Raw genomic sequence first — 13,573 nt, 5'->3', positions numbered from 1 at the left:
AAAAATAGCACGTTTTGTCAAGTCGAGGTTCGTCGATGCATCGGTGTGTGAATTCATCATTGTTTTAATCGATACCGATTTCTTCCAGCCTTTTCAGACAGCTCTTTAGTCGAAATGACAGAGCTTTTGCTTTTTAAACACCCTTTATTATTGGCCTTTCCAGAAACGTGACAAACATAGTGAAAAATCACGATTTAAGCTATAGGATTTAAGCTTTAAGGGGAAGATGTGAAGGATAGGGTTTTAAGAAGTAGTGTTTAGTGCAACCTCAAACCTCATAGACTTGTTTACGCCAAATTTTTTTGTCAGGTGCAACCTGTTTATACCGTTTTGCAATAGCGGAAAATAACAGCGTTTCCTTCGTGCCCAAAGCAAGATAACCTAACTGGGCAAGGCTGTTGTCAAACAGACTGAAAACCTGGTTTTGAAGATAACTGTTAAAATAAATCAATACATTGCGACAAGAAATAAGTTGAAATTCGTTAAAGGAACCATCGGATACTAAATTATGCTGACTAAAAATAATTTTTTCTGACAACTCCTTATTTAATATAGCATGATGATAATTGGCGGTATAGTAGATGGAAAAATCTTGAAAGCCGCCGGCGAGGATATAATTTTCGGAATATAACTTCATGCTTTTTAAATTAAATATTCCTTGTTTGGCTTCTTCCAGCACGGCTGGGTTAAGATCCGTTGCATAGATCAGGGATTTATGCAATAAATTAGCCTCTTTTAATAGGATGGCAAGCGAGTAGGCTTCTTCACCGGTGGAGCAACCGGCTACCCATATTCGGATAAAAGGGTAGGTGCCCAACGTTGGTATAATGTGGGTTCGTAGAAATCGATAAAATTCGGCGTCGCGGAACATCTCGGTAACATTGACCGTGATTCCTTCAACAAAACGCTTCAGGTATGTTTTGTCGATTTTTAGGCGGTACCGCATTTCGGCAAAACTGGGGAATTTATCTCGGGTAAAAAGCCGATTGACCTGTCGTTTTATGGAGGCCCTGCTGTAATTTCGAAAATCGTATCCATGTATCTCTAACAAATCATTTATTAACGTCTCTAAATCGTTGTCTTCGATCACGGGAAATTGCCACATATCAGGATAAATGTTTTTGGATTATCGCTGTTAACTTATCGATATCAATTGGTTTAGCAATATAGTCGTTTGCTCCTGCCGCCAGGCATTTTTCTCGATCATGGCTCATTGCTTGTGCCGTAACGGCTATAACAGGAACGTCCCGGATAAAATCATCCTTTTTGATCCTTGCAGTGGCTTCGTAGCCATCAAGATCAGGCATCATCATATCCATCAGTACCAAGCCTATATCTCGATCCTTTCTGAGGAAAGTTAAACCTTCTTCTGCGTTGCTTGCGCTAACTGCCGTGTATCCTCTTGATTTCAAAACAGCGCTAAGGGCTAAAATGTTTAACGGTTCATCATCAATGATGAGTATTTTTATCTTACTTCGATTTATTGGTAGAGCCATACACGCAATAAGGAAATTAATTGATCAATATCCACAGGCTTCGAAATATAGTCGGATGCACCGGCGGCAATGCATTTCTCCCGATCGCCCATCATTGCCTTTGCCGTTACCGCTAATATGGGGAGGTTTTTAAATCGAGGTTCTTGACGAATACGGGCCGTTGTTTCATAACCATCCATTTCGGGCATCATCATATCCATCAACACAATATCTACCTTGCCGGCGTTGGCATGCAAAGTTTGTAAGGCTTCTTTTCCGTTTTCCGCAGCTAAGACATTTATTTTATATCGTTCCAGCGCCTTCGTTAACGAGAATATATTTCGGATATCGTCATCGGCAATGAGAACGGTTTTTTCATGTAATATCTCGGCCAATGTATTGTTCAAGGTTAATTTTTCTTTCTTTGCTTTGCCGTTGGACTCTTCCACAAGATGTAAAAAAAGTGCAACTTCGTCCAGTATTCTTTCATAGGAGTGCGCTGTTTTAACGACGATAGAGTCGGCATATTGTTTAATCTTAATTTCCTCCGATGGTGAAAGTTGCTTGCCTGTAAAAATAATGACGGGCAAATTTTCCATACCTGCATCCGATTTGATCGTTTCAAGTGTTTTATAAGCCTGTGCATCGGGGATGCCCATATCTAAAATGACACAGTCTGCTTCATGGCTTTTTAATCGATTAACACCTGATTGAATATCTTTGCTGATATCGGTCTTTACACTAAAACTTTCCAGATAATGGGCAAGTGCCTGTGCATGTTTTAGATTATCTTCGATAATTAACACCTTACGTGGACCGGCAGACAAGGCCTTTTCTACGCGATTAAAGATTTGACCAATTTGCTCTAGAGCCATTGGTTTTCTGATAAAATCGATGGCTCCTTTGGTGATACTTTCTCGTTTCACTTCATGAGAAGACATGATATGAACAGGGATGTGACGCGTAGCGGGATTGTTTTTGATTTCTTCCATTACCTGCCATCCGTTTTTTACAGGCAATTCGATGTCTAAAAGAATGGCTCGCGGCATGTACTTTTCGGCCAATTCTACTCCTAAATCACCTCGGACGGTGGTAATTACTTTGTAGTCGTTTTTATGAGAAAAATCGACCAGCGCACGTGCAAAATTGGTGTCGTCTTCAATGATCAGCAAAATGTTGTCGCCTTCTTTAATTTGTTCGCGATCGTCGGTAAGCTCATCGGGGATTACTGCACTTAGGAAAGGAACAGCAGTGCTAGGGGTGAAGACCTTTTCGGGAATTGTTTCTTTATCTGTATCCTCCTTTGTTTCCTTAACAATCAATACTTGTGGTTCTTCTTGTTCCCTTTTTTCGGCTGTTGGTTGGGCTATAGGTATGCTTAAGATAAACTCGCTTCCCTTGGTCACTTCACTATTGATATACAAAATACCGCCCAATAGCTTCGCCAGCTCTTTACTGATAGATAAACCTAGACCTGTACCACCAAATTTTCGACGCGTGGACCCGTCCGCTTGCTGGAACGCTTCGAAAACTAACTGGTGTTTTTCCTTGGGTATGCCGATCCCGGTGTCACGCACGGCGAAATTTAAATAATTCTCTTTTTTGCTATCGGGGTAAATGCTTAAGGTTACGGATCCTTTAGCCGTAAATTTAAGGGCATTGGAAATTAGGTTTCTTAATATCTGTTGTAATCTGAGGTTATCCGTTTGGATTTTGGCGATCGCTGTTTGATGATGGACTAATTTAAGCTCGAGGCCTTTATCAGTGGCCATTGGGCCGAATAAATTTTGTAGATCGTTTAACATATCCGCAAGGGATATCTCCTCATAGGAAAGGGTCATCTTTCCAGCTTCTATTTTAGACAAATCTAAAATTTCATCAATTAGTGTTAAAAGACCATTTCCTGAAGTTTGGATTACCTTCGCATATTCAATTTGATCTTCTTGTAGATTCCCTTCATTGTTTTCGCTAAGTAATCGTGAAAGTAATAAAATCGAATTAAGTGGGGTTCTCAATTCATGCGACATATTTGCTAAGAATTCCGATTTATACTTGGTACTTAAGGCCAAATCTTCCGCTTTCTTTTGTATTTCGAGGTTTCGCTCCAAGATTACTTGATTTTTTTCCTCCAGGGCCTGCGACCTGATTTCGAGCTCTTGGTTGCTTTCCAGCAATTCTTCCTGTTGTACCCTTAACTCCTCTTCAGATGCTTGTAGTTTATTCGCCTGTGCCTCCAATTCCACATTCAGGTTTTCGAGTTCACTTTGTTGCACCTGTAATTCTTCTGCTTGCGTTTGTGTTTCCTCTAGCAATTCTTTCAGTCGGATTCGACTTTTAATGGCATGTATCGCCGCGCCCACATTTTTCGTGATGCTATCAGCAAACGTAATCGTCGCCTCTGGCATTGCATTGATGGAGGCAATTTCTATGATACCTTCGACTTCCTTTTCATGAATCAACGGGATGATCAGCACCCATTGTGGCTGACTGATGCCTAAACTCGTTCTGATTTGTAGATAATCCTGGGGAAATTGTTCCAATAGTACACTTTTCTTTTCTAAAATAGCTTTTCCGAGTAAGGTTTCCCCAGCTATTACTTTCTGCGGTAGTTGTGATCGGTCGGCTACACCAATACTGCTGATCAGGTCAAAACTTTTTCCACGTTCACCTATATAATAAGTGCCTAGGGCAGCGTCCAGATAATCGACCAAAGACGTTAGAACTTCTAAACCAAATTCTTTTAATTCCGACCGCCCTATCAATAAGCTATTTATCAAGCTTTCACCGGTCTGTAGCCATAATTCGGTTTTATCCTTTTTTGAATGACTTTCCAGCGAATTCTTCATATTGATCAAGGCGTTCCCCAATACATCGTGGGTGCCTTTAGCGAGAATAGGAATCTCATAATTTTCTTTTCCTATTTCTTCAGCCACTTTTGCGAGTTCCTGATTACTTAAATCGATCTTCCGTATAGAACGTGCAACAACCCCTAGGTCATCTTTTGCAAAGGTGGGCAACGCAATATTGGTGTAACCCAGTGCAATTTTGCTTGCAGCTTCCTGTAGCTCAAATAAATGATTTGCAATGTTTTTTATCACGATGTAAATGAGACCAATCGCCATGAGTACACACAGAATAAGAACGATACGCGTGAAATTTCGATCGTAAACTTCAGACTGATAAACGTTTGAAGCGCTTGTTCCGATCGATGTGATTGTTGTGTTCAGGCGTGCTTTTGCGACGTCCATTGCTGCCGCAGAAATATTCCACCACTCGGTCGCCGTAAAGCGATTCGATAGCGTTTTGGTGTCATGTACTGTCTTAAAAAAAACGAGGGTCGTATTGAAAGCCTGGCTGGCTTTCAGTTTTTCCAGATTTTGTTCATTGTAGCGTTTATCAAAGCTTTGGAGCTGGTCGATGTAAGATTGAAAAAGCTCATAATTCATATTGAATTTTGGAAAATCCAAACCGGTGGGCTTGTCGTCGGCAAAGGTAAAATAGAGATTTAATCGAAGTGTTGCGGCATAATTGACCAACTGCGAGAGAATTTCCCGCAATTCTATCTTTCCTCCTAAACTTTGATTAAGATTGGCATAATCAGTGGAGACTCTACTGAAAACGCTCAGTCTTTCAGTAATTTTTTGATAATTGTTAAACGTTTCTTCATAGCCCATCTTTCCGCTATTGATACCGGATCGCCAACCGGGAAGTTCATTGACGAAAGTGTAGTTTGCATAATCTGCATTCAAGCCGCTATCAATATACGTGTTAAACTGTTGGATTGCCTCATCTGTCTTTAATTGTTGTACATTCAGCGCGCCTTCATCCTTTGTTCTGAATATTTTTTCCAAGCTCAATCTCCGTTCTTGCTGGAGTTGTTCAATTAAATTATCGGCACTTAGTGCCAGATTAATGCGTGTAATAAAGTTATTAGTTCCTTCTATTCGCTCTGTTTTTTCGTTCTCTACAATAAAAAAGAAAAACAGCAAGCACATGAGAGGAACGAAGCCTAGCAGCGCTAGTTTATAATTGAGGGGGATCAGGTTAAAACGATTTTTTCTCATCGGATACTATTTTCAGCACAAAGATTAGTTTAAAGGCAATCGGAAATAAAAAAAAGAGCCCACATTTAATCGACTTTCTACGCCATATTCACCGCCATGTCTAGTGATAATTTCCTTACATATATAAAGCCCCATACCTAAGCCTTGAAATTTGTAAGAAGACTCTTCTACTCTATAAAATTTGTCAAACAAATGATTTAGCTTATCTTGCGGTATTCCTATTCCAAAATCGCGTACACCGATTTGAATCTTGTTGTCTTTCGTACGGGTCGTTTCCAAGGATATTTCTTTGGAGTTAGGCGAATATTTGATGGCATTGGTTAGGTAATTGATCAATACCTGCTCTAATCGCATTTCATCTGCTTGTATAACATTATCCATCTGTCCAATCCTTTTAAAAGTATGCTCAGGGTACATTTGCCCCACATTTTCCAATGTGTTGCTGATCAATTTTTCAACGGAAACAGGTTGAAAGTTAAACTTCATTTTCCCGCTCTCTATTTTGGAAATATCTAATAGGTCGTCAATTAATTCCCGTAGCTTATTCAGCTGCGCACTGGTTTTTCCTAAATAGGTTTTGAATTTTTCATTATCCTTCACTTCGGGTAGCCGTTCCAGTAACTGTAGGTAACCCCTAACACTTGTTAATGGCGTTTTGAGTTCATGGCTAGCTATACTGATGAATTCGTCCTTTTTATTTTCGAGCATTTTCCGGTGTTCGATCTCTTTTTTAAGCGCTTCCTGCATTTCGTGCATAGCTTGTGCCTGTTCAAATAGTCGATAGAACGTTTTTACCTTCAGCAGCAAAATGTCAGGATCGAATGGCTTCGTTAGATAATCAATCCCTCCTGTTTCATACCCCTGTGTAATGAATTTCTTCTCGGTATTGACGGCCGATAGGAACAAGATGGGCGTATCCACCGTTTTACTGTAGCCAGAGATTAATTCTGCCACTTCGAAGCCGTCCATGCCTGGCATTTGGACATCTAATATGATCAGGGCGTAAGTGGTTTTAAGAACTTTTTTTAGTGCCTCTTCTCCGGATGAAGCGGTGTCAACCTTAAAATTATTGGTTTCCAGGAACTTCCGTAAAGAAATCAGGTTTTCTTGTTTGTCGTCAACAATTAGTATCATTTCGGTGTTGGCACGATGCTGTTAGCTGTTTGTTTTATTTAATATAAAAACAAGTTTAGTAAATTTTTAGGACAAGCGAAAGGATGATTGGGGAGTTGAATAGTTCAGTAGGAAAATGGTTGAATAGTTCAGTAGGGAAATCATGTTTGCATGATAATAGTACTATAAAGGCAGGGAACTACTTGTTCCCTGCTTTCTGTTTATAGAATTAATATCAATACTAAAATAATGATAATAATAGCTCCCACGGAAAGATAAACACCACCACTACCCAGTGCGCGTGCTCTTTTATTCATTTCTCGAAGCTCTTTGCGAAGCGCTTTTCGTTCTACCTTCGTCAAGCTGGATTTATCCATTGCCTTAATCTCTTCCACACGCCTTTTCATTGCATTGATTTCCCTCGTCGCTTCTTCCTTCGATATTTCTACTGTTTTTGCGTGCTTATCATTCGCGAATGCTGCCAACGGTGTACTAAAGGTGAACGCTAACATGAAGACTGTTAATAGTGCATAGATCTTTGATTTCATAAAATTATTTTTAAGTGAAACTTTATGTGCAATTGATCTTGGGTTTATCATTGCACTAGTGCATAAATAACTAAAGGTAACAATTTGTTTGTATTTCGAAAAAAAAATTAGGTAATAGGGGGATTGGATTTATCAAATGAAAATATATTCATGTCAAAGGCAGGTTTTCTTTAGCCGGATTTTTTAAGAATTTGTATTACTTAACGGCAAGTACTGCTCGTCCTGTAGTAACAAATTGCTGCGCATTTCCCTTCGGTAGCGCGAAAGTTCCTGTTAAACTGCCGAATGCCGGCAATAAAAGTAGTGAAGTTTCTAAATGAAAGCAAGGGAGCCGAAGCGTTTGCTTTCCTTTTGCCTTTAGGCGAGCTGCGGGATGTACATGACCGGCAATGTTCAGTAAGCCTGGCGGTACTGCAGGTAAAGGAGCGTGTGAATAAAGGATGAAATCTTCCTGTAATGTTTCCAGATGAACGGTGAGGTTACCTTGCTGGTAGTATGCTAAGGGAAGTACATCGTGATTACCTTTGATAAGAATAAGTTCAGTATGCGGGTGTCGGTCGGAGAAATCGACAAAATGACGCCAAGCTTCATTCTCAGAACTATGAAACAAGTCGCCCAAAAAAATGATTCGTGCAGCATCATACTTATCCAATACATGTTGCAACATGCCGAAATCCTGATCCGTTCCTGCTTGTTGTGGTATCATAATACCTGCTTTCCTAAAATGAGCAGCCTTTCCGAGATGGACATCAGCAATCACCAAGGTTTGGTTTTCGGGGAAAAAAATACATCTTTCCGCGAGCAAGTACATCGCTTTATTTTTTATTCGCAGCTCCAGTCGATCGCTCATTCCAATTGCGCTATAATCTTGTTTAACCGATCTTCCAAGGCCTCATTACTAAAGCGTTCTCGGAAAGATTCCGCAAATATAGGAAAAGCAAATGGTGTCAGGTGATCCGTTCTATTAATAAGGATTTCCTGGTTCGCGATGCGGGTCAATGCATTCAATAAACGATTATAGTCTAACTGAAAATCGAAAACTTCATCATACGCTTCTCGCAGCAATAAATTATCGCTTTCATATTCCTCAAACACCTTAAAAAACAAACCTGAATTTGCCTGTAGGTGCTTCGTTTTGATTTTTTTTCCAGGGAAGCCCTGGAAAACCAAGCCTGCGATGCCCGCAATATCCCGAAAACGTTTTCTCGCCAATTCGGTCATGTTTACACTCTGCTGTATATCCTCACTTAGATTTTCAATAGAAAAAAGACCCTTTACAATCGCCTCCTTAATGTCGATTTTTTGATCACTTAATAACTCAAAGCCATAATCATTCAGCGCAACGGAGAAGGTGTAGGGCTTTACCTTTCCGAGTCGATGCGCAATTAATGCCGCCATACCTTCATGAACAAATTTTCCCTCGAATGGAAAAAAGAATACATGATGTCCCTCTTTCGTTTCTGTTTGTTCCACTACTAAGTATTGATTACTCGGTAAGGTGCTCCTTTTTTGCTGTTCCAGAAAAAGCGGTTGGAGAAAAGAAATTTCAGGCTCCTTCGCCGCTAAACCTTGCCATTGGTCCAAAACATGACGAATAGCAAACGAAAGATGCGTAGAGAGCGGTAAACGCCCGCCCATCCACGAAGGAACTAAGCCCTTTTTCCTATTGGACATCCTAACAATCGCCTGTAGGTCCTTTACCCGAATCAACTCCAAATTTTTACCGGCGAACCAAAAGGTATCCCCTGTGTTTAAGCGTGAAATAAACCACTCTTCGATACTTCCTATATATTTGCCACTCAGGTATTTGACGCTCATCATGGTATCGCTAACGATGGCACCAATGCTTAAGCGATGGCGCATGGCTACCTTTTTGCTAACAACCTTATAAACCCCCTCCTCTATGATCACTTTGTGGAATTCATCATAGGCGTCCAAGGTCTTACCGCCTTGCGTGATCATCAATAAACATTGCGCGAATTCGTTGAGCGTAATCGACTCAAAGCAATGTGTGTTCTTAACCTCTACGAATATCTCTTCCGGTCGGAAGCCGTCGGATACGGCCAACGTAACCAAATATTGAATCAGCACATCGAAAGAACGAATATAGGGGACGCGATTTTCCATTAATTGATGTTGTTCAGCATAACGAAGGGCTGCTCCTTCCATAATTTCAAGCGAGTGGGTAGGTACAAAGTAGATTTTGCTTGTGGCCCCTGGTTGATGCCCACTTCGACCAGCACGTTGCAGGAAACGCGCAATCCCCTTGGCGGACCCTATTTGAATAACCGTATCGACCGGCCGAAAATCTACTCCAAGATCCAGGCTACTTGTGCATACGACTGCCTTTAAGGTGCCTGTATGGAGGGCTTGTTCTACCCACTGTCTGATCTCTTCGCTTAACGAACCGTGGTGGAGTGCCAGAATACCCGCAAGATCAGGTTGGAGGCGTAGCAATTCTTGGTACCAAATTTCGGCTTGCGACCGTGTGTTCGTAAAAATTAACGTTGTGCCGCTCTTATTGACGATTTCAAGTACTTTGACGGCAAGATGAATCCCAAGATGTCCACCCCATGGGAATTTTTCCAACACGTCCGGTAAGACAGTCGTTATTTGTGTTTCTTTTGGCAGATTTGCCTTAATAATTACACCCTCTTGTTTTCCCAGAAGAATTTGTTTTGCTTCTTCCAGATTTCCAATAGTGGCAGAAATACCCCAGATTTGTAATTGTGGATTGAGGTGTTTCAGTTTAGATAGTCCGAGTTCGGTGAGAACACCTCTTTTGCTACCCAACAGTTCATGCCATTCATCTACCACTACAAATTGGATGTTTTTTAATCGCAATGCATAACCCTTTTGTGCCAGCATAAGATGAATACTCTCCGGTGTGGTGATCAGTACATCAGGGTGTTCTTTGCTTTGTCGTTGCCTTTCTTTTATTGAGGTGTCGCCAGTGCGTAGGGCTATATCAAGCTTGAGATCTAAATCATCATTTACACGGTTGAGTGCCAATACCATTTCCTGTGATAAGGATCGCAGGGGTGTAATCCATAGGCAATATGTTCCACGTGACACGTTCTTTCGATTTGCTCGAAAGGCTAGTAACCGTTCCAAAATTCCAAACCACATGGCGTAGGTTTTGCCATAACCGGTAGGGGCGTTCAACAATCCTGAACTACCCTGAATGATTGCCTGCCAAGTTTCCTGTTGGAACCGGTGTGGAGACCATTGTTTATGTTTAAACCAATTTTCGGCTAGCATTTTGTTGGTTATTGGCTACTCGTTAATAGTTGTTAGTTGTAAAATACTATTTCCTTAGATAATGCTTTCCGTTTTAAGCTTTCTGTTACTTCAGCAAAGCTAATAAATCAGCTTTTGTATTTGCGTCTTTAGCGCTTTTATCTTTTCGCCAGCGAACAATTCGTGGAAAACGCAATGCTATACCTGATTTGTGGCGGGGGGAGGGGTTTATCCCCTCAAAGGCCAGCTCAAAAACCAGTGTAGGCGTTACACTCCTTACGGGACCAAATTTATCAATGGTATGTCGTTTTATCCAGGCATCCACTTCCCCAATCTCTCTGTCAGTTAACCCGGAATAAGCCTTAGCAAAGGGTACTAATTCTTCCCCGTCCCATACCGCAAATGTATAATCGGTATATAAATTGGCTCGCCGCCCATGGCCTCTTTGTCCGTATATTAAAACACCATCGATGGTATAAGGATCAACCTTCCATTTCCACCAATTGCCTCTGCGCCGTCCGGTCTCGTAGATGCTGTCCCTTTTTTTAAGCATTACCCCTTCGCATTGATGTAATCTAGCCTTTTCACGAATATGAGCCACTTCCTGCCAAGTAGCGCAAGGAAGTGCTGCGGAAATTAACAGCGGAGCATCAGCGGGAAGTCTCGCTAACAAAGAGACTAATAGTCCGCGTCGTTTTTCTAAAGGTTGATCCCGAATGTCTTCACCTTCAAACTCCAATAAATCATAACAGATCATTACAAGGGGTGCGTCGGCAAGTATTTTCTTGCTTAATTGCTTACGGCCGATTCTGGTTTGCATCACCGAAAAGGGAAGTACTTCATTATCTTTAAATGGAAGTATCTCACCATCTATCACTGTGCCGTTCGGTAGTAAATCGGCCAAAACATGAAATTCCGGAAATTTATCCGTCAATAAGTCTTCCCCACGACTCCATATATACAGGCCTTTGTTGCGAACAATAATCTGTCCTCGAATGCCGTCATACTTCCGTTCGATAATCCATTCATCGACCTCACCCAAGTCTTCCGGTTTTTTATCCAATTGATAGGCCAAATAAAAGGGATAAGGTTCAAAACTGCGTTCGTGTTTTGGCAGCGATGTCAAGAGAAGCTGTTGAATTTGCGTGTTGGAGGGATGCCAGTTACCCATTAGTCGATGCGCCATTTCACTTTCAGGTTTATTAAAAGTTACCGCTAAGGCTTTAATCACCAATTGTTTCGATACCCCCATCCTGAAGTTTCCCGTAATTAATTTATTAAAAACAAAGCGTTGATTGCTTGGAATGTGCATCCATCTCTTAGAAAGGGCCATAACGGCATCCTCATCTGAACTATTTTTTAAGTCGTTCAGGAAAATCATGGTTTCCGTTAAGGTGTTTGCCTTTGGCTCAAGCGGCGATGGTAGACATAAAGAAATGGTCTCGGCCAAGTCACCAACAACATGATACGATTCCTCAAAAAGCCAGGCAGGGAGTTGTGATAATTGAACGGTTGTTTGCCGAAGCACCGCAGTTTTAACAAAGCGCCCCGTTGACTTACCCATTAATAAGTATATACACCATAATAGATCTCCGTCGTCAGCTGATTGAAAATAGCGGACCAAAGCTTCTATTTTTGCATTGGTTGAAGTTGTTCGATCTATTTCTTCAAATAACTCATTGAATGCTGTCATCCTTATCCTCCTGCATTAAAAGATCGTCTTCGTACAAGGTATCTACCTCAACGGCATTTAAGCCATATTGCTCGCGCAGCCACTTTGCATAGATAGATTTATAGCCATGCGTTACATAAATGTTTTCTGCCTCGGTAGCTGTTATAGCCAAATTCAGCTGTACCCAATCCGCGTGATCGGATAGGACAAAGCCGCGGTTGACATTCCGTCGCCTTCTGGCTCCTCTTAATTGCATCCAGCCACTACAGTAAGCCACTTCGTAAGGCGTGAACTTCTTCATCCAGGAGGAGTGTAGCGCACTCGGAGGCATCACCACTATATAAGGGTTTGGGATTTTTTTTAGATCAGCAGAAGCATAGCTTACCTTCTGCAATCGGTATCCATCTTCAATCAATTGTTGCTGAATATTCACAATAGCACCGTGTGCGTAAATAGGTAAATCGGCTTTTCCTGCGATTTCGATCATGCGTTGTGCTTTGCCCAATGAATATCCGACTAGGAGAGAGTTGATATTGTTTTTTTTATTATTGTCGATCCAGCTGAGCATATCGCTTTCCACGTCATGGAGGTCGGGAAAGCGGTAAATTGGTAAACCAAAGGTCGATTCTGATACGAAATGATGACATTTTACCGGTTCAAAGGGAGTGGAAATACCATCGTTTTCCAGCTTATAATCTCCCGAAACCACCCAGACCTGTCCTTTATAACAAAGACGTATCTGCGCCGAGCCAATAATATGACCAGCTGGGTGCAAAGAAATTTTAACACCATTTAAATCGATTTCTTCGCCGTAGTTTAAGCACTGGATAGATATTTCAGGCCCTAGTCTCAACTTTAAAAGCGTTACGCTGTCGCGATGGCAAAGGTAGTGCTTGCTGCCGAAACGTGCATGATCTGCATGAGCATGCGTTATAATTGCCCTTTCAACCGGCGCCCATGGGTCGATATAAGCAGCCGCTTGAGCACAATAAATTCCTTTGTCGTTAAACGTAAGCATAGCGCATTTTTGAGAAGGCTTTTATTTAAAGTTTTAAGTGCTTCCCCGTTCTATAACAGGTAATAGGAATTAAGGTTTGTTTAGGGGAGTATACATTCCATGCGGAGTATCCAAGCAGGACAAGGTGTTTGGCTTGTCTATTCTGTTGCAACCTGTGGTCAGACGTCCATCCGTGAATCGGAGCCCCCTTTAGCACAATGGCCATGCCCTTGGTTCATCGATTCACTGATTACCGTACGCTTCGTTTAATAATTATGAAGGACATCTTTGACTGCCGGTTGTTGCCACCAATAGACTAGGCCATTAAGTACTTCGGAATGGCAGTGCTGATATGTATAGTGCAGGGCACAACGGTCTTATGATATTGAGCGTTAAAAAGATTTAGGATAGCCCTGGGGAAAAATCATGCGAATAAGCGAAGGGTAGGCCAGCGTGTCGGAGCG

General features: G+C 41.5%; 9 protein-coding genes. All 9 read right to left on the bottom strand.

Annotated features, from left to right (window positions below):
- Positions 1-268: 268 nt before the first annotated feature.
- Positions 269-1,105, bottom strand: coding sequence for a CheR family methyltransferase (locus RYH73_RS02565; RefSeq protein WP_335311691.1), 837 nt, complete (start codon positions 1,103-1,105; stop codon positions 269-271).
- A 1-nt stretch (position 1,106) separates the two neighbouring features.
- Positions 1,107-1,496, bottom strand: a complete 390-nt coding sequence (locus tag RYH73_RS02560; RefSeq protein ID WP_335311690.1) for a response regulator — start codon at positions 1,494-1,496, stop codon at positions 1,107-1,109.
- Positions 1,481-5,539: a response regulator gene (locus tag RYH73_RS02555; protein ID WP_335311689.1), complete on the bottom strand. Its 4,059-nt coding sequence runs from the start codon at positions 5,537-5,539 to the stop codon at positions 1,481-1,483. The genes RYH73_RS02560 and RYH73_RS02555 overlap by 16 nt, the downstream gene beginning before the upstream one ends.
- 24 nt (positions 5,540-5,563) lie before the next feature.
- The gene (locus RYH73_RS02550; protein ID WP_335311688.1) at positions 5,564-6,673 is read right to left on the bottom strand and encodes an ATP-binding response regulator; all 1,110 of its coding nucleotides are present in this window, start codon (positions 6,671-6,673) and stop codon (positions 5,564-5,566) included.
- Positions 6,674-6,873: 200 nt separating this feature from the next.
- Positions 6,874-7,200, bottom strand: coding sequence for a hypothetical protein (locus tag RYH73_RS02545; protein WP_335311687.1), 327 nt, complete (start codon positions 7,198-7,200; stop codon positions 6,874-6,876).
- A gap of 196 nt (positions 7,201-7,396) precedes the next feature.
- Positions 7,397-8,050, bottom strand: coding sequence for a ligase-associated DNA damage response endonuclease PdeM (gene pdeM, locus RYH73_RS02540; RefSeq protein WP_335311686.1), 654 nt, complete (start codon positions 8,048-8,050; stop codon positions 7,397-7,399).
- Positions 8,047-10,461 carry a ligase-associated DNA damage response DEXH box helicase gene (locus RYH73_RS02535; protein WP_335311685.1) on the bottom strand — a complete coding sequence of 805 codons (2,415 nt, stop codon included), beginning with the start codon at positions 10,459-10,461 and terminating at the stop codon, positions 8,047-8,049. Before RYH73_RS02535 ends, pdeM begins: the two co-directional genes overlap by 4 nt.
- An 85-nt stretch (positions 10,462-10,546) precedes the next feature.
- Entirely contained in the window at positions 10,547-12,133 is a 1,587-nt protein-coding gene (locus tag RYH73_RS02530) for an ATP-dependent DNA ligase (protein ID WP_335311684.1), read from the bottom strand.
- Positions 12,117-13,130 (bottom strand): ligase-associated DNA damage response exonuclease, encoded by a 1,014-nt coding sequence (locus RYH73_RS02525; protein WP_335311683.1) that lies wholly within the window; start codon positions 13,128-13,130, stop codon positions 12,117-12,119. Before RYH73_RS02525 ends, RYH73_RS02530 begins: the two co-directional genes overlap by 17 nt.
- Positions 13,131-13,573: the final 443 nt, after the last annotated feature.

It is taken from the genome of Olivibacter sp. CPCC 100613, assembly GCF_036959255.1.
In the GTDB taxonomy this organism is placed as follows: Bacteria; Bacteroidota; Bacteroidia; order Sphingobacteriales; family Sphingobacteriaceae; genus Olivibacter.
This window is presented reverse-complemented; position numbering and strand designations above follow the sequence as displayed.